This window comes from Rickettsiella endosymbiont of Dermanyssus gallinae (assembly GCF_019285595.1).
In the GTDB taxonomy this organism is placed as follows: Bacteria; Pseudomonadota; Gammaproteobacteria; order Diplorickettsiales; family Diplorickettsiaceae; genus Rickettsiella_B.
Window position 1 is genome coordinate 1,704,350 of record NZ_CP079094.1, and the last position, 19,106, is coordinate 1,723,455.

15 protein-coding genes are annotated in these 19,106 nt (G+C 38.6%); 5 read left to right on the forward strand and 10 right to left on the reverse strand.

Annotation, left to right across the window (positions count from 1 at the left end):
• Positions 1 to 1,287 carry a lipid IV(A) 3-deoxy-D-manno-octulosonic acid transferase gene (waaA, locus tag KX723_RS08655; RefSeq protein ID WP_343230280.1) on the reverse strand — a complete coding sequence of 429 codons (1,287 nt, stop codon included), beginning with the start codon at positions 1,285 to 1,287 and terminating at the stop codon, positions 1 to 3.
• 98 nt (positions 1,288 to 1,385) lie between these two features.
• On the opposite strand from waaA, the gene djlA reads away from it, so the two are divergent.
• From djlA to KX723_RS08680, 5 genes are all read left to right on the forward strand, one after another.
• The gene (gene djlA, locus KX723_RS08660) at positions 1,386 to 2,216 is read left to right on the forward strand and encodes a co-chaperone DjlA (protein WP_218813940.1); all 831 of its coding nucleotides are present in this window, start codon (positions 1,386 to 1,388) and stop codon (positions 2,214 to 2,216) included.
• A 73-nt stretch (positions 2,217 to 2,289) separates the two neighbouring features.
• Positions 2,290 to 3,015, forward strand: coding sequence for a ribulose-phosphate 3-epimerase (gene rpe / locus KX723_RS08665; protein ID WP_218813941.1), 726 nt, complete (start codon positions 2,290 to 2,292; stop codon positions 3,013 to 3,015).
• A 1-nt stretch (position 3,016) separates the two neighbouring features.
• Positions 3,017 to 3,412: a hypothetical protein gene (locus KX723_RS08670; protein WP_218813942.1), complete on the forward strand. Its 396-nt coding sequence runs from the start codon at positions 3,017 to 3,019 to the stop codon at positions 3,410 to 3,412.
• A 104-nt stretch (positions 3,413 to 3,516) separates the two neighbouring features.
• On the forward strand, positions 3,517 to 6,159 hold the full coding sequence (locus KX723_RS08675) for an LPS-assembly protein LptD (RefSeq protein WP_246562451.1): 2,643 nt from the start codon (positions 3,517 to 3,519) through the stop codon (positions 6,157 to 6,159).
• A gap of 9 nt (positions 6,160 to 6,168) precedes the next feature.
• Positions 6,169 to 7,467 carry a peptidylprolyl isomerase gene (locus tag KX723_RS08680; RefSeq protein ID WP_218813943.1) on the forward strand — a complete coding sequence of 433 codons (1,299 nt, stop codon included), beginning with the start codon at positions 6,169 to 6,171 and terminating at the stop codon, positions 7,465 to 7,467.
• 14 nt (positions 7,468 to 7,481) lie between these two features.
• Here the strand turns inward: KX723_RS08680 and KX723_RS08685 are convergent, their stop codons facing one another.
• The 9 genes from KX723_RS08685 to KX723_RS08725 form a co-directional block, all read right to left on the reverse strand.
• Positions 7,482 to 8,735, reverse strand: coding sequence for a hypothetical protein (locus KX723_RS08685; RefSeq protein ID WP_218813944.1), 1,254 nt, complete (start codon positions 8,733 to 8,735; stop codon positions 7,482 to 7,484).
• Between the two features lie 105 nt (positions 8,736 to 8,840).
• Complete coding sequence (mfd, locus tag KX723_RS08690; RefSeq protein ID WP_218813945.1) at positions 8,841 to 12,317, reverse strand: transcription-repair coupling factor; 3,477 nt, start codon at positions 12,315 to 12,317, stop codon at positions 8,841 to 8,843.
• 120 nt (positions 12,318 to 12,437) lie between these two features.
• Positions 12,438 to 14,783: a hypothetical protein gene (locus tag KX723_RS08695; protein ID WP_218813946.1), complete on the reverse strand. Its 2,346-nt coding sequence runs from the start codon at positions 14,781 to 14,783 to the stop codon at positions 12,438 to 12,440.
• Positions 14,784 to 14,803: 20 nt separating this feature from the next.
• Positions 14,804 to 15,616 (reverse strand): hypothetical protein, encoded by an 813-nt coding sequence (locus KX723_RS08700; protein ID WP_218813947.1) that lies wholly within the window; start codon positions 15,614 to 15,616, stop codon positions 14,804 to 14,806.
• Positions 15,607 to 16,770 (reverse strand): hypothetical protein, encoded by a 1,164-nt coding sequence (locus KX723_RS08705; protein WP_218813948.1) that lies wholly within the window; start codon positions 16,768 to 16,770, stop codon positions 15,607 to 15,609. The genes KX723_RS08700 and KX723_RS08705 overlap by 10 nt, the downstream gene beginning before the upstream one ends.
• 198 nt (positions 16,771 to 16,968) lie before the next feature.
• Positions 16,969 to 17,463, reverse strand: a complete 495-nt coding sequence (locus KX723_RS08710; protein ID WP_218813949.1) for a hypothetical protein — start codon at positions 17,461 to 17,463, stop codon at positions 16,969 to 16,971.
• Between the two features lie 51 nt (positions 17,464 to 17,514).
• Complete coding sequence (locus KX723_RS08715; protein ID WP_218813950.1) at positions 17,515 to 18,582, reverse strand: ankyrin repeat domain-containing protein; 1,068 nt, start codon at positions 18,580 to 18,582, stop codon at positions 17,515 to 17,517.
• A 71-nt stretch (positions 18,583 to 18,653) separates the two neighbouring features.
• On the reverse strand, positions 18,654 to 18,824 hold the full coding sequence (locus KX723_RS08720) for a hypothetical protein (RefSeq protein ID WP_218813323.1): 171 nt from the start codon (positions 18,822 to 18,824) through the stop codon (positions 18,654 to 18,656).
• Entirely contained in the window at positions 18,821 to 19,024 is a 204-nt protein-coding gene (locus tag KX723_RS08725) for a hypothetical protein (protein ID WP_218813951.1), read from the reverse strand. The genes KX723_RS08720 and KX723_RS08725 overlap by 4 nt, the downstream gene beginning before the upstream one ends.
• Positions 19,025 to 19,106 lie beyond the last annotated feature (82 nt).

Sequence of the window (19,106 nt, forward strand, 5' to 3'; positions counted from 1 at the left end):
TTAATTTTCGTGTATGAGATTTTCAATCAGTTTTAGATGCTTGTTCAATGAGCCTTTATTTTCTTCAACAAACTTTTTAGCGGCATTACCCATTTGTTTACGTTTTTGTGGATCAGATAATAGTGCAGTGACCTGCTCTTCCAATTCCTTTGCATTATTAACTTGAATTTCTACTCCCCGCTGCTTTAACTGCTCTGTAATCAATGCAAAGTTAAATGTATAAGGACCCGTTAGCAAAGCTAAGCCCACTGCGGCGGGTTCCAGTGGATTTTGCCCACCTTTCTTTATCAAACTCCCGCCTACGAAAGCAAGATCAGCCGCCGCATAGAATAAAAGCAATTCTCCTAGTGTATCACCCACAAAAATATCCGTGCCGTCAGAACATGCTTTATTCTCACTACGCTTTATTACCTGATAACCGCGACTTTGATAAAAGCTTTTTAAACGATCTGCACGATCAATATGTCGTGGTACCGAAACTAACAACACATTAGTTAATTTTTTTCTTATCTGTGAAAAAGCCTCTAATATTTGTTCTTCTTCACCCTCATGGGTGCTCGCTGCTATCCAAACCAGCCTATTGTTTCCCCAACTTTCGCGCAATGCTTTAGCGTGTTCATTTAATTGCAGCGGAAGCTCTAAATCAAATTTAATACTACCTGTTACCTGGATTCGCTCTGGTGGTAATCCCAACTCAATAAAACGATCCGCATCCGCCTGTGTCGCCGCAATCACCACACTGACTCCCCTTAACATCGCTTGCGTCACGGGTAGAATATAGCTATAACGCTTTGCTGATCGCGCTGATAAACGGGCATTAGCCAGTACCACCGGCACCTTGTTCTGACGTGCTGCCGCCAATAAATTAGGCCATAACTCTGTTTCCATTAAAATGAGCAAACGCGGCTTAAGTGCTTTAAAAAACCTTTTTAAAACCAAGGGAAGATCATAAGGAAAATAAAGCGCTGTAACACGGCTTCCTAGACCCGCATGAATACAATTTGCCCCGCCAATCGTCTCATTTGTCACAATCACAGGGATGTTGGGATAACGCTGCTGTAACCCTTTTATCAGCGGAATAGCCGCTATTGATTCGCCAACAGAGACGGCATGTAACCAAACCCCATGTTGCGGCACTGGGCGTAGCCTTATGGCTAAGCGTTCATGCCAAAACTTAAGTGCAGCGGGATTTTTACGGTTTTTTGCCCATAACCGCAACAAGATAAAAGGCAGCAATAAATAGAAGATTATTGTATATAAGTACCGCATGCCTAAAAAATTATACATTAATGCGAAGAGCCCTTTCAGTCTATCGCCTCGCCCACTTTATGGCAACATAATATCCTGTTAGTCTTAAGCAAAATTTTATAAGACAGGTTTTCAATATGCATATATGGGGTAAACTCATCGGGGGGTTTTTTGGGTTTTTGCTGAGCGGCCCATTCGGACTCATACTCGGTGTTTTCATTGGACATCTATTTGATCGTGGTCTTTCTAGAAATCAGGGTTGGACTTTCTCCTCAGTCAATCCCTCGGTCGCACAACAGGTTTTCTTTGACAGCACATTTTCGGTTATGGGGCATATCGCCAAATTAGATGGACGTGTGTCAGAAGCTGAAATTCAAGCGGCACGCGCCATTATGACTCGCCTTGGTTTAACGGAAACCATGCGCAAAAAAGCGATTGATTTATTTAATCAAGGCAAGCAACCCTCGTTTGATCTAGAAAAAACCTTAAAACATCTTGTTCAAACCTGCCATAGAAATAAAGTATTACTGAAACTGTTTGTGGAAATACAAATGCAAAGCGCATTGGCTGAACAACCTATCAGTCGTGATAAACAGAAGGTGCTACAAAAAATCTATCAATATTTAGGCTTTGCCCCCATTAACTTTAGTTTCTTCGAACATATATTCAATTTTGAGCAAGCCTTTAGGCAACAGTCTAGCCAGCAACAGCAAGGGGGGTACTATCAACATCAATCACCTCGCTCACGACATCAGCTGAATCTGAGCGATGCCTATGCTATCTTAGGAGTTTCTGAAAGTGCCTCACCGGCCGAAATTAAAAAAGCATATCGTAAGCTAATGAGTCAGCATCATCCTGATAAACTCGTATCAAAAGGTCTACCGGAAGAAATGATAAAAATTGCAACCGAGAAAACCCAAAACATTAAGGCCGCTTATGAACGTATTTGCGCGGCGAAGGGAATATAATGCATCAACGATATACTCACAGCAATTGGATTTTTGGCAAGACGCCGCGAAAACGAGCCTCCGGAGTGTATAAATGATACATGAGGATGGCGAGTTGAGTGGGAACACCGCCAAAAAATTCAAGTGCGAAGAGTATGTTATTTCGGCTTCCGTTTTATCCGCTGATATGGGCCACTTAGCTAAAGAAGCAAATGCTGTATTAAAGGCGGGGGCAGACTGGCTACATATTGATGTAATGGATAATCATTATGTACCGAACCTCACTTTTGGACCTATGGTTTGTGAGGCCTTACGCAAACACCTCCCCGATGCTTTTTTAGATGTACACCTGATGGTAGAACCTATAGCTGCGTTGATCGATGGTTTTGCTAAAGCAGGTGCCAATCAGATTAGTTTTCATCCTGAAGCAAGCCATGATGTCACTAAAAATCTACAACAAATTCATGAATTAGGATGTAAAGCAGGTTTAGCTATCAATCCAAAAACCGATTTAAATTGCTTAAACGCTGTTTGGGAACAACTGGATTTTATACTGATGATGTCTGTTAATCCTGGATTTGCTGCACAAGCCTTTATACCGGATGTTTTAGATAAAATATCTACTGTTAAACAGCTTATTCAAGAAAAAAATCCAAGCATACGTTTAGGCGTCGACGGTGGTATAAAAGAAAATAATATTGCAACGGTTGCAAACGCGGGTGCTAATACATTTATATTAGGCTCTGCTATTTTTAATTCAACTAACTATTCAGAAACACTCAATAAACTTCGATACGCTTTGTCAAGCAAAGGAAAATAACATGCGTTTTTCACTTTTTATTGCATTCATTTTATCTTTTTTATTAAGCGCCTGTGCTACGTCTACGGCTTATCAGAAACAAATGCACCGATGGCAAGGAAAGAATATTCAAACACTAAAAACACAGTGGGGACGACCGGAAGCGGTCACAAAACTCCCCAATGGCCACATGCTTTATCAGTATATGCGGAAAAGTTTTTCTAGCATTCCTGATGCTAAGCGCCAACCTCTACACACGAATGACACCCTCTTTAAAAGTTATGAAGAACCTTGGCTCAGTAATATAACGATGGTACGTTACTGCCGTACGACGTTTGAAACCAACAAGAATGGCACTATCATTAATATCAGCTTTAATGGCAATAACTGTTTTGCTTATCGCTTTATTCGGCAGTGATTTTTAATCATGCAATTAAATATACTCACAGCAATGGCATTTTTGGCAAGGTGCTGCGAAAATGAAGCAACCGCCGTGTATTCATCCTACATGAGGATTGCAAGTTGAGCGGGAACACAGCCAAAAATTCAATTGCGAAGAATATAAAAGATTTCACTGTGAAATTTAATCAATGCGACGATAATGCACACAATAGCGTAAGCGACAATTTTTTAATTTCCTTACGCGCTATTGCTTATCTATTCATTGCAGGCAGCTTTATAACGCCCGTCAGTGCAGCAACTGTAGAAAATACATCCATTGCACATGAACTCGGTTGGATACCGGATAAGCTAAGTATTTGTAAAGGCTATTACCGGGATCCTCTACACGCTTACGCTAAAATGTCTTTAGCCAATTTTGATCAAGCCTTTACTCATATTGATGCGGCTCAATCTCACTTTTCATTTGAAGGTACTTCAACTTTAAGTGGACATGTTGTTATTACACAACCAGGGCGAACTTTGTATGCGGATCAAGTCTATTTTTATCGTGATCCTACCTCAGGGAAAATTACTAACATGGATTTACGCGGTGAAATTAGGATCCATGAACCTAATTTATTAATAAAAGCTAAAAAAGCACATTTAGATGTCGATAAGCAATCCGGCTCGATCACGGACATTATTTATCGCATCTTATTACGCAATAGCACTATTTTATTCGGCACAAATGAAAAAATGCCTATTAATGCTTGGGGAACAGCCAGCAACGCAGAACAAAATTATCCGGGTCTGATTACCTTATATAATACAAACTATACAACTTGCTCACCAACCAATCCTGTTTGGCAGTTATCTGCAAAAAAAATAGTATTAAATCGTGATACAGGGCGAGGTAAAGCCTATAACACATGGTTAGATTATAAAGGAACACCTATTTTTTATAGCCCTTATATTGGGTTTCCTATTGATGATCGTCGTCAATCCGGCTTTTTATTTCCTAATCTAAACAACACCACGCAATCTGGCATTGGTATTGGATTTCCTTACTATTGGAACATCACAACCAATTATGATTTTTTATTTACACCGACATTTTTAACTAAACGTGGAATACAATTAAATGGGCAATTGCGCTATTTAACCCGTAAAAGCACAGGGCAAATAACAGCGACTTACCTTCCCCATGATCGGGCCGCTGCTGAACTTACAAATCAAATTCCTTTTCTTTATCCGGACACGAATCCGTTGATTTTTCCTCGTAACGACAGACGCTCGCTCACTTGGCAAGAACAACGCCAATGGTCACCTCGGTGGTCTAGCTTAGTTGATTTTAACTGGGTGGGAGATGATTACTATTTAGAAGATTTTAACAATCCAACCACTATTGCTATTAATCAGCTCCCTCAACACGCTGAAATAAACTACTCAGGGGATATCTGGAACTTCACAACACGCTTGATGCGTTACCAAACACTTCATCCTTTGAATCAAGCACCGGTTAATAATCCTTATAACAGCCTGCCAGAAATTGATTTAAGTAGTAGCACGCAAACGTTTCATGGATTTAATTATCAACTGAGCAATCAACTCAACTATTTCCAAGCTTTAAGCGATCCGGGTGAGCTAGTTCCACCGCCGCAAGCGTTACGCCTCAATATCCAGCCTTCTATTAGCTATCCTATTAGAGAGCAGAGTTATTACATCATTCCTCGCATACAACTAAGCTTAACGCATTACAACATTCGCAACCAAGTTCCGGGATTTAAAAGTGCTATCCAACGAACAACACCGTTATTTAGCGTTGATAGTGGTTTATATTTTGATCGTCAATTTGATTGGGGTTCTCACCCTTATCAACAAACCTTAGAGCCTCGCCTCTTTTATTTGTATGTGCCCTATCGCGATCAAAATAATATTCCTATTTTTGATAGCGCGCTCATTCCTTTTAGTTATGATAGTCTTTTTTTGACAAATCGATTCAGTGGCTATGATCGAATCGGTGACGCTAACCAAATTAGTTTTGCCTTAACCACTCGATTGCTTGATCAAACCACAGAAGCAGAAAAACTTAGAGCAAGTATTGGCGAAATTTATTATTTTGAAAATAGACGTGTGGGTTTGTGTAGCCCGCTAGAAAAGCAACTGAGTACGGCAGGAACATTGTGTGCTAATCTCTTTGTTGTAGGCGCCACCTCACCCACAGCCGAGTTTTCGCCCATTGCCGGTCAGCTTAATTACAATGTCAGCTCAAGGTGGAGCACAACGGCCGATATCGCCTGGGATCCTTCCAGTCACGAGATTATTAATGCGGCAGCTAATGTGCAATACCATCCCTACCCAAACCAACTCTTTAACATTAACTACGGACGTATTCGTTTTGGTGATCAGTTGCTAACAAATCCGCCCACATCCCCTACCAGCTCACAAAATGATTTCAATCGGCTTGGCTTCTCTTTTGCTACCCCGCTTAAAAATCAGTGGAGTACCGTGGGAGGATGGAATTATAATTTCAGCCATAATTATTCACAAAGTTTTTTCTATGGGCTGCAGTACGATAGTTGTTGCTGGGCATTTCGTGTTGTCGCCGGCCGTACTTTTTATGCTTTAAATCAAAATAGTGACCCTATTTTTAACAATGTTGTTTATTTCCAATGGCAATTCAAAGGCTTGAGTACCATAGGTATCAGTGATATAACCAGCTTTTTGACAAGTAATATTCCTGGCTATACGGATAATTTCCAATCTAGTGCCAATCTTTTATAGTAGCGAGCTATGCATTATTTTAAAAAATTTGTTCCTCTGGTTATTTTATTAAGCAGCCTGCTTGTTTCAATGACTAGCCATGCGGCTGAAACCCTAGATCGTATTGTTGCCGTCGTTAATACGCACGTTATCACGCAACAACAGCTTAACGAACAAATAGAACTAACACGCCAACAAGCACAAGCAGAAAACAAGCCCATTCCTTCTGATGCCACTTTCCGCACAGAAGTTCTTAATCACATGATTGATACCGAATTACAACGTCAATTGGCTGAAATGGCTGGTATGAAGATCGACGAAACCGGATTAGATAAAACAATCGCCGATATCGCCAAGCGCAATGGCCTGACTGTTGAAGAGTTACGTAGCCGACTTGAACAAGAAAATATGCCTTATGCAAAATATCGACAAAAAATACGCGAACAACTGATTATGGCTCGTTTACAACAAGATGAAGTGGGCCAAAAAATTACGGTAACGCCACAAGAGATAACCGATGCGCTTGCACATATGCCAAAATCTAATACTGGCGGAGCAGCCTATCATGTTGAAGATCTGCTGGTACCACTTCCAAATAATCCATCATCACAAATTTTAGCTACGACCAAACAAGCAGCTTTATCTCTGTTACAACAAGCAAAAAGTGGCCATTCTTTCCAGCAATTGGTGGAACAACCTCAAAATGCCTCATTGGCTCTATCTGGCGGCGATCTAGGCTGGAGACTTCTGAATGAATTACCGGATATCTTTCAATCATCCGTACAATCATTAAAGCCAGGAGAAATAGCAGGTCCTATTCAAGCACAAAATGGATTTCATCTTCTTCGCTTGTTAGAGAGTCGCGGAGGCTCCGCAACGGCAGCTCGTACCGTCACTTCATCACACGTGCGGCATATTTTAATTAAAACATCTCCGTTGGTTAGTAATAAGCAAGCCGAACAACGCCTGAGAGAAATCCGTGCTGAAATTTTACGTGGCGGTAACTTTGCCGATCTAGCAAAAAAATATTCACAAGATCCTGGCTCTTCTGTCAAAGGCGGTGATCTAGGCTGGACACTACCAGGCACATTTGATCCAACCTTTGAAGCACAAGAAAATAAACTACTGCTTAATCAGCTTAGTTTGCCTTTTCAAACTCAATTCGGGTGGCATTTGATACAGGTCTTAGGCCGTGAACAAAAACTGCAAACCACCGAATCACTCACGCGCGAACAAGCGGCACAATGGGTTTATCAGAAAAAATTTCAACAAGCCTTACAAAATTGGTTGCGACAGTTACGTCGTCAAGCGTATGTAAAAATCATGTAATGTTTTTGCTAGATTTAATGCTCGTAACTTATTGGAAAAAACAAGTTTGAGCTTACACATATTCTGGCAACATCCTTTATTTCACGGCTAAAATCAGTCAAAGCTGAGCTTACAGAATCAGCATTTGATTTAAAAAACGAATAAGTTTTTCCAATAAGACTGTTTTCGGCATGATTATCCGCCAACTCTAGCGCATGCTCTCGCTGTGCTATTTGCTCTTTATCTTCTTCAAGGCTATCTGTGGCAGAAGAAAATCCCGAGTGACCTGTCGTTATTTCTGTACCTTCTTTTCTTTTGGGAAGAAATGATTCCCAATCATCGCTATACAGCTTATCTGTAAAAATTAAAACATTTTCCTCTTCTTCTTTTATTTGCACCCAATCATTTTGAGGCTCAAATGTGCATTTACTATATGCTTCATATATATCCGAAAGCATTTCATATGCCTCCTGCGTTCTAAGGGACCTATACCAATGATACTTATATAAATTAGATTCTTTACTCTTTTTAGTAACGAGATCGCGGATCTTATTTATTTCATTAATTAACTCAGTCAACTCACACTTATCTAAGATACTATCAATATCAATTAAACGTTTTCGCATTCTCTGGAACCCATCCGGACATTTAATCGGTCTAAAAAATAAATCCTTCCCTTCTTCATCCCAGTCAGTAGAATTGACAATTCGTTTGGTTCTTCTTAACAAAATTTTAGCAAAATAAATTTTGCCTGATGAATTGCGATCTTCATCCGAGCTGGTAACTTGCCCACTCTTTAAAGTTGAGTGGGTTTTGTAACACTTATGAGAAAACCAAATAGCTACTGCAATAACATAGATACTACTCTTGAAAAAGTACGATCTAGTGGAAACATCGAATTTATTATCATCCACCCCACTGCCCGCGTGGTCAGATTCTGTTTTTTTTGCCTTCCCTAGTACCTTATCCACCACAAATTTAGCTTTTGTTTTTATTTTCTCTGTACCTGAATGATGTTTTCTGACTTCTGCATAATATTCAAAGTTCGCCTCAGTGACACAATCCCACTCGTATAGCTTTTTTAGTAATGCAAAACAAAAATCGTTCCGGGCTAAAATTTTTTCTAAATTATGCTTGGCTTTTTTTTCTATTATCCCAACGAGAGGCGAAGCCATTTTGCCTATAGGTGAAACAACACCCTTTTTAAGAAAAAAACCTAAAAACTCAGTTATATAATACGATAAGTTACTATAGTTACGGGGAGAATTGTTCTCTAGATGTTGGCTCACGATATTCTTTGAATTATAAATTGGCTGCAGATAGTACCGCATTTATATTAAAAAACCCTTAAACAACACCTGAGAGCCCTAGGACAAACGCAGTTTAAATTGCCGTTAAAGTGCTGCTGTTTTAATAAAGCCATTCAATAAATCAAAGATAGTTTTAATGCGGGATTCAGCATTGGCTTGCTCGAGCATAAAACGTAACCGAGAGCCGCCATCTAGCTTATATTGCGATGGTTTCTTTTGAATCAGTTGAATAATAAAGGCCGGGTTAATTTGCGGTTTTGCACTAAACTCAATAAAACCACCTTGTGGGCCTGCATTTATTTTTTTAATCCCTAATGATTGTGCTAATAATTTTAATTCGCTTACCTGAAATAAGTTTTTTATAGCGTCAGGAAATAACCCAAAACGATCGATCATTTCTACCTGAAGCTTTTCTAACGCTTCCTTACTGTTTGCATTCGCAATCCGTTTATAGAGAACTAAACGCGTATGTACATCCGGCAAATAAGGTTCAGGAATTAAGGCCGAAATTTGTAAATCAATTTCTGTACCACGCTCAGCAATGATATCGGCCAACCTAGGGATTTTACCGGATTTTAAGCTTTTAACTGTTTGCTCTAAGAGCTCCATATACAACGAAAATCCAATGCTATGTATGTTACCGCTTTGTTGTTCGCCTAATAATTCGCCGGCGCCACGAATTTCTAAATCATGTGTGGCCAAGGTAAACCCCGCGCCTAAATCTTCTAAAGCACTTAAAGCATCTAAACGTTTAATGGCATCCGCTGTCATAATCTCTTTTGGTGGTGTCATCAAATAAGCATAGGCTTGATGATGCGATCGTCCTACACGTCCACGTAATTGATGAAGCTGTGCTAAACCAAACTTATCCGCACGATCGATAATAATCGTATTGGCAGACGGTATATCAATACCAGTTTCAATAATAGTAGTGCATACCAATACATTAAAACGCTGATGATAGAAATCTGCCATGATACGTTCGAGTTCACGTTCACGTAATTGCCCATGCGCAATTTGAATGCGCGCTTCGGGTATTAACTCTTCTAGTTCTCTGGCCGTTTTCTCAATGCTTTGTACTTGATTATGCAAGAAATAAACTTGTCCGCCACGTAATAATTCACGTAAAATTGCTTCGCGCATTAAACGCGTATTACGCAGCTGCACAAAGGTCTTGATGGATAAACGACGTGCTGGCGGTGTAGCAATAATCGATAATTCTCGTAAGCCAGAAAAAGCCATATTTAAGGTTCGTGGAATCGGCGTAGCGGTTAAACTTAAAATATCTACTTCAGCACGTAAGGATTTTAAGCGTTCTTTCTGTTGTACGCCAAAACGATGTTCTTCATCAATAATTAATAAGCCTAAACGGATAAACTTTAATTCTTTACTTAATAATTTATGCGTACCAATCAAGATATCTATCGCACCTAATTTTAAGCGCTCCTGAATCGTTTTTTGTTCTTTTGCCGAACGAAAACGTGAAATCATTTCTATCTGTACTGGCCATTCTGCAAATCGATCACTAAAATTCTGATAATGCTGCTGCGCTAACAAGGTCGTAGGAACCAAGATAATCACTTGTTTATTCGACTGTATGGCTAAAAAGGTCGCGCGCATAGCCACTTCTGTCTTACCAAAACCTACATCACCGCAGACTAAACGATCCATAGGCTTTGCGGAGGTCATATCCGTAATAACCTGTTCAATTGCTTTGGTTTGATCAACGGTTTCTGTAAAAGGAAATTGTGCGGAAAAGGCCCTATAGTTTTCATCGGGCAAGCTAAAGCTATAACCTTTTTCAGCTTCCCTACGCGCATAAATATCCAGTAAATCTGCAGCAACATCCTGCATCTGCTCGGCTGCCTTTCGTTTCGCTTTTTCCCATTGATCAGAACCCAAACGATGTAAAGGCGCATGTTCGGATTCGCCGCCACTGTAGCGACTAATTAAGTCTAGTGAAGCAATAGGCACATACAGCTTGGTATTATTAGCATATTCAAGAATCAAGAATTCACTCTCTTGATCACCGACTTTGACATGCTCTAAACCACGATAGCGCCCAATACCATGATCAATATGAACAACCGGGCTTCCTATACTTAGTTCTGCTAAATTGCGAATAATCGCTTGGCTACCCGCATTTTTTATTTTTCGCTGCCGCTGTATAACATGTTGGCCAAATAGTTGAGACTCCGTAATTAATGCCAACGGCGGCTGAGAAAAATAAAAGCCTTCTTCTAAAGGCGCAACTGCAATATGCACCGGATCAGTCGCATGCAGAAATTCAGCCCATGTTTCACACCGTTTAGGTTGTATAGCTAAATCTTTTAATAAATCGAGTAATACCTCCCGACGCCCTGCACTTTCTACACAAAATAAAACACGTGCTTTTTCATGCTCATTTGATAAAAATTCTTTTAAAAAAAGCTGTAAGCTATTGCTAGGCTGTTCTAACTTGTGATCAATCGTAATGTTTGGAAACACGTTTACTGGGAAATTATACTGGGCGGATTCCTCTGCTAAGGGCTTTTGTTGTAATACAATGCGCGGAAATTGCTTAAGCGCGGCAAACAACTCATCCAAAGCAACATATAATTGCTCGGGTGCCAGTATAGGTCGTTCTACGTCATGCCGCAGCTGCTCATAGCGTTCCTTAACTTCTTGGCAAAAATGCTGGGCTGGCTGCTGAATATTGTTTATTTCTATAATCAATGCGTTGCTAGGTAAATAATCTAACAATAATTGTGTTTGTGAAAAAAACAAAGGCAGGTAATATTCAATCCCCGCTGGCGCATAGGCTCGGCTAACGGCTTCATAAAGCGGACAATTTAAGGGGTTTCCTATAAAGTTTTCACGCCATTGCTGTCTAAACTGACTAATGGCTGCTTCGGATAAAGGAAATTCTCTAGCCGGTAATAGATCAATTTTTTCTAGCTTCTCTGTAGAACGCTGTGTATCGGGATCAAATTCACGGATACTATCAATTTCATCATCGAGAAAATCAATACGATAAGGGCTGTCACTGCCCATGGGGAAAATATCTAAAATAGACCCGCGCACCGCGAATTCTCCGCGGGTTAACACTTGCGAAACGCTATGGTAGCCCGCTTTTTGTAATCCTTGGCGCATTTCATCAATACGTCTTTTGTCGCCGCATTGGATCATTAAACCCGTAGATTGAATATAACTTAGCGGAGGAAGCCGTTGCAGCAACGTCGTAATCGGAACCAATAAAATGCCACGTGTTACATAAGGAAGCTGGGTTAATGTCAATAAACGCTGTGAAATAATATCTTGGTGCGGTGAGAAATGGTCATAAGGCAAGGTTTCCCAATCAGGAAAATTGAGTACCGTCAGCCCCGGTGAAAAAAACTTCAATGCGAGTTCTAAACGATTTGCGGTGTGCGTATCCGGTGTTATTGTTAAAATAACGCCAGATTGCTTGCTTGCAATCTCACTTAAGGCTAAGGCCATACTATCTTGCTGTAGATTGCCTAAACGCAAACGCTGATCGGGCTTTGTCGGAATAGAAAAATTGAAAACTTTAGAAATAGACATTTAAAACTTAGATGTTATTGAATTAAATTTTAAAAAAAGCCCCCGGGGGGCTTTTTTGCATAAACTCTCAAATATTGCACATTCTACTCAATTCTAACTATCTAAGAAACTATAGAAAAATCAGGTTCCAGATGCTAAGCCAATTAGCTGATACTCCGGCTTGTTGTCTGGAGTCGACGCTAAGCTAGCTTGAAAAAAGCTCGCCGTGTTTTTTTTAGCTGCCCAGCTTATACCATTTGATTTAGGAGCATACACAAAATCATTGGCTCCTATCGCTTTTTTAACGGATTGCTCGATTAAATCCAACGGATCCATGGAATCATTATGTGCATTAGCCACGACCTGTTTGGCCTTATTCATTCGAGCAACAAAAGAACGCTTGCCTAGAACAACCTGTAAAAACCACTCTGCAAAAGAAGTGTTATTCATTAAGCTATTATTAAAATCCGCTGTAAAACGGCTATTTTGCTCTGAATAACTTTCCTTGCTACCCGACCCTAGCTTTTCCTGCTGTTTGGTTGATTTAGCTTCTACAGTCGGGGCTAAAAAAGGCACTGTCATAGCGGCTGGTTCAGCGACAGCAAGCACCGCATTTGCTCGAAGACGGTTCCTCGCTTGATGCCTATAACCCATACCCGCTCCAAAAGCAGCCGCTATCGCCCCTACTATGGGCAATACATAGGAAGTCATTATTCCCCAACGGTTTTTACTCACTTCTTTTTTTTCAACTCCCTTAGCATGTATATGGCGAACGGGTCTCTTATTCTCTTGTCGTATGTCTTTATTAAAAAAAATATCATGCGTCGTACGATTGTACTGCTCACATTCCGCTGTAAAATCGGCGGCATGTTTTATTTTTACCATTTCATTCTTGAGCACTATCTCTTTATCTGAAAATTGGATGGATAAAGTTTCTAGCTTCGGCGTTTGGTAAAATGCTTGTAGCGATACCGTATAGCGCTCGGTTGCGGTTAGGTTATTGGTAAATGCGTTGCTAATAAGCAAATTATTTAACACTCGAGAAAAACGATAATCCCCTGATCCCTGAGAAAGAACAAGTGTCGTGTTTTCCTCTACATCTTCAGGACTAACAATAATGATATCTTCTGCCCCAAATTCTAACGGTACCGGCTCTAAATCAAACTCATTGAACCTCATAGGCACATGGTTAAGAATGATATGAAATCTTTCATGCCAGCTTGTACGGAACGCCTCTTTTAATCGTACAGTAACAAGCGGATTTACCGTATCAGTAAGCCGCCTATATAATTCAATCACGACATCATTCCCTATCGTACTTATCCTTGTTCGGACTTTTAAACCTAAATCTTTCTCCAACTGACGCTTTATATGACTCAAATCCAACGTATTCATTGAGGTTTCATAATCCACGTCATAAAGCAGTACTTTAGGAATCGGTAATTTATTTTCATCTAAGATCTTATAGCCCGAAGTAATAACAAATAGGTCTTCACCACCATTTCCCATTAAATGACTTTGGCGATGAGGATTATTATATAATACATCGCGCTTGTTATAGCCTATGACAATACTTTCATTCATTAATGGCAATTGCATAATAAAAGAAAGTTTTAAATAGTTCGCTAAACGAGGATAATGGTTAATGATCTCGCTTATTGTTCGGTTTGTGCTCTGAAAAGCATACAGGTTGCTTTTCACTACTTTTATTTCTATCTGATCAAGAAATTGGTAAGTTGTATTTATATCGCGCTGAGTAATACGTAACTTAAACCCATTAATAAAAGCAATGTTTAATGTGTTATCAATATTTTCCAGCCTATCAATATCAAATAGTGTGTGGTTAAACAGAAATCGGTGTAATCCACCATCCGCCTGTAAATCAACCGTACTTTCCCCTTGCGTTTCCGAATAGGGCACGATATAGATAAACTCACTGCTATTAGCACGGTTAATAATCCTCGTATAAGCGCTTACTGTAAGTTGTAATGGATAAGTACAATTATAAATTTCAGAAATAACAATAATATCCGGATTATATTGATCTTCTCCTCCTCGTGCATCTATAGAATGCGCATTACAAACGGTATAAACCACATCTTGTTTGTTTGGTCGTAAAAAAAAATCAGTTATTCCATACATTTCTAATAGATCATTCACACTATTAAGTTTTGCAGTGCTGTGTAGGTAGCTAACTTCCTTTTTCAAATCAACAGAAATATGTTTCTTTTTGCTAGCAAAAGAACCTAAATCCAAAATATTAGTACCGCCACCTCTCTGTAGAGTACCTGTAACGCCATTACCCGCTAAAAGAAACGTATCGTTACCATTTCCTAACTTGATGTTTTTATTTCCACCACCCAACATAAGTATATGATCGGTCTGAGGAAAACCAACTACTACATCATTTCCATTTCCTAACTGAATGACAGTAGAATTTCCTGTCCTGAAATCAGAATATTCTATACCCATAGTCTTGTCGCACAAATAGGCTCCATCGCTAGGTATTACCTCATCACCTGCGGTAAAACAAAAAAGATTTCCTTCCTCTCATCGGGTTTTAGTCGACTCCATTTAATATCATTTTTTTTCCCTTCAAGTATCATGATGTTATTTAAATCTGGTTTCAACTTGCTTGTACATTGTCCTACCAGTTGCCCTGGATCGAAAGACTTAATCCTTGAATTTGTGACACATCTTCCAAAGGCTCCTTGGCCAATAAGCGGGCAGCGTGTAGGTACAAATCTTGCAGTGCATTCTGAGACGACTGTTGCTGTTGGAAAAATAATTCGCCGTACTGTAGTGTGGTTTTTTAAGAAGGCAAGTCCTTGTGCGAATAACTCATTATTAACTTGCTTTTCTTGCAATAATTTTTCGATGTATTGTTCAGGCCGCATTCCTACAACAGCACGTAAGCCTTCAATTAATTTTTCTATACCGGTTAAATGAATTTGCTCATCTATTTTATCAACCAATTTAACTGCAGAATAAATATCTGTGCCAATAAACACGACAGCGCCGATAGTTGCACCGATCGGTCCTGTAACCGACGAAACACCCTCTAATAACGCCGATCCTTCTGCTATTTCTATTCCAATTTCCACCCCATCAACACCCAGATAAATACCATCTCCCAACATACCAATCGCTGCATCAGGATTTCCTTTTTTATAAGCTTTTATTTGTTCGACTAAATCATAAGCAATAAAGACCGAGGTTCCTCGTGCCAAGAAAGGCGATGCAACTTTTAACGATTGGCCCAGCAAACGTTGCCCTTTTGCAACGAACCTTTTTCCCTTTACAGACGCCGCTACCGCCATTTTGCAAACCCTTGCCCTCCTGCAATAAAGCCTATGTTAATAGCGACGCCTTTATAATCCTCCTGAAAAAAATCTCTCAGCGTATTTTTAAGCATCATTCCCTGCGTCGCCATACTCGATAAATGACCTACTTTGTGCAAATAGCGTAAGTTTTTTTTATACTTAATTAAGCCATCTACACTATCTTGAGAGGTACCCATTACAGGTCTTTTATCAGCTAACTCAAATAACGGAACACGTCTAGCTTCCGACAATGATGGGTTTTCTAAAAAAGCTATAAATCGATCACTATTAATTTTTATTTTATTAAAATCCCTTGGTTTTTCCTTTTCTTCATTGAATTTATCCACATCTTCCCACAAAGATTGACAAGCTTCTTCCAGTGTATTTCTTTTTCTTCGATGATGACCACTCGGACCGGGTAAACAATCCTCGAAAGATATTAACTTTGAATCTATTGCTAATAAATTATATTTATGAAATTTTAACAATTGATCCAAATAGGCGCGTTCACTAGAATTTAAATCTCTAATAATCGCATTATAAGCATCGGCATTATGGATGATAAAAGGTAATTTTTCTTCGAATGTTTTAAGTACATCAAGGCGTTGTTCTGTACTAAGCACACTAAAAACGGTCGTTAAATCATCTACATGATTAATAGTAAATAACAATTTCTCCTTAACATTTTTAAACGTTATTGCGTGTTGCTCAAAATTTAAATGTTTAAAAATGTAATAAACGTCATCTGAATTAAAGATCATTGAAGATAAGCTATCTTTAATTCTACCAAATATAATCACACGTTGTTCCGCGTTTAAATTTTTCGTAATAATATAAAAATCATAGGCAGTAGAAAAAAATAATCCTTCTTTAACGGGATTAAAAATAGCTGTGCGCTGTTCAAAATTTAAATTCTCAAGAATCATGTAAAAATCATCTGAGCAGCGAATAAGCGAAGGCAATTTTTGTTTAAGAAAATTAAATGTAGTGGTGCGTTGTTCATAATTCAAAGTTTCAAGAATCAAATAAAAATCATCCGCACGAAAAATAATTGATAACAATTTTCCTTTAACATTCTCAAATACCTTTGTACGTTGTTCGAAATTTAAATGCTTTAAAACAGAATAAAAATCTTCTGCACTATGAATCATTGAAGGAAATACTCCCTTAACCTGGTCAAATATATTTATTTTCTGCTCAAGATTTAAACTTATAAAAATAAAATAAAAATCGTCCGCACTTTTAATGAGCGATGGCAATGTTTTCTTAGCGCTATCAAATAAAATTGCGCGCTGCTCAGAATTTAAATTTTTATAAACACGGTAAAAATCATCCGAAACCTGGATAAATCATGGGAACCGTTCCTTAACCTGATCAAATAAAATCGCACGTTGTGCTACATTTAAATTTTTATAAATATGACAAAAATCATTGCTATTCTTAATGATGGAAGGCAATTTCTCTTTAATCAAATCAAACAACATGGCACGTTGTTCGGTATTTAAGTTTTTAAAAACAATATAAAAATCATTGACCTCATAGATATTTAAAGGTATGTTTTCCTTAACATAATTAAATACCGCTATAAATTGTTCAGTATTTAGTGCCTTAAGAAAAACAAAGATATCATCTACATTTTTTACACGAAAAATAATAGGTAAATTTCTATCATTTCTTATGTATCTTGATAAAATTACAAACAGTTGAGCAACGTTTTTTGCTAAGTCGCTGTCAATTTCTCTATTTTCTTTTACAGAGAGGCCAGTGAAAGTTATATCTCTTAATTGCTCTAAAGAAAGATATTTTAATATTTCCCATATCATTTCTTGAGATAAGCGTTTCACTCCATTGCTATCAGTATTATAATCTAAGCTTGCTTGTAAAAGATCTCTTCGTTAAACACCTATTTGTAAATTACGCCATAAGTTGTTTCTTACAACATTGCCTAAATCAGCTTCATTCAATAGCTCCCTTACTTTATTTTCTAAATTTCTATTCAAAAAAATATTTGCTAATTTATTTTTATCTTTTTCTGTATAAATATCATAGATTGAATAGGGCGTTCTAACCCCCTCGATCCTCTTCATGTTATTTTTCAAGCTTTTTATTTTCATGGAAAAATTAGGAAACGCTTCTAAAGTATTATCGTTGATAGCGTCTATGACTATTTGGTCACTAAAAATATTTTTTAATTTTATCGGGTTTCTTTCCGATAAAATATCGTAAAATGAATATTCAGTAAGTCCTATTTTCGTATTTTGCATTTTTATTAATTCTTGTTGGATTAGGCTCCATTTATTTGACAAGTAATCCTTTTTATCATTTAAACCCAAAATAAGCGCAACAAGTTTGAACAATGTTGGATTTTCTAGTAAAACAATCTTAAATTTTTCAACACAATCCTCTAAAAGTACTCCGTTGTTAGCTTGCACAGAAACACCTTCGTCTATTAACCAATCAATTAAAGGATAAAATCCACTTTTTGCAGCGTCCTGTAACGCGGTTACCCCATTTACCTCTATTGAATAATCAGCCCCCTTTTCTAAAAGCAATCGAGCCGCGGCTTCATTTTTATGAGATAAAACATTTAAATGAAGAAGCGTGTGCCCATTTTTATTTTGGAGATCAAGATTAGCGCCGGCATTAATGAGTTCCCGTAATACTCTAATATCAGCTAAGGGGTGTGTTAATGCACGGTGGATAGCCGCATCACCATTTTCATCGATCACATCAATTACTGCATCTGCACCTGCGTTTATAAGATCAACTACCATATCAACTTCATTATTCTCTACGGCGGAGAAAAGAACGGTTCGATCACTGACATCAAATATATCAACGTCAGCACCGTGCTTTATGAAAAATTCAACTAATAGCTCAGAAGGCAATTCACAGGCGTCAAATATTGGCGTTATATCAAATTTAGCTTTTAGATTAACATTCGCTCCATACTCTAATAACAAGTGAGTCGCTATGCTCCCGAAGAATTTCGGCCATCGTGTCCCCGAAATTCGTTCGCATGACGCGACTGAAATTAGGCCGCGATACGTCCTGCGTCCGGCACGCACTCACTCCTTCGGAGTTCATGCCCGTGCCTCCCACAAATGACTTTACGGCGTGATGCGTTTCCTGCTTCGCCCGTCAACGCACGCCTATCGCGGGCTCTTCGACTTCGCATTGCTTTCACAATGCTTTCCTGTCTCATCGTAAGCGTGCTAATCTTCGACGATGTAGATCATCGATAGAAACTTCAACATAAGATAGATAATGTAATGCAGAATATCCATCGGCGTCTAAGCGCCAATTTGCAATGTCTTCGTGTTGATATTTTTTTAGAAAGTTATGAACGGAAACTATGTTTCCACTCTTAAGGGCTTTTTTAAACATCCTTGTTATTTCTTGCATTTTTCTATCTCCATTTAGAATTTTAATATGTCTAGTATTATAAACATAAAAAATATATGGGCGTTATATTTTTTTAATTTGG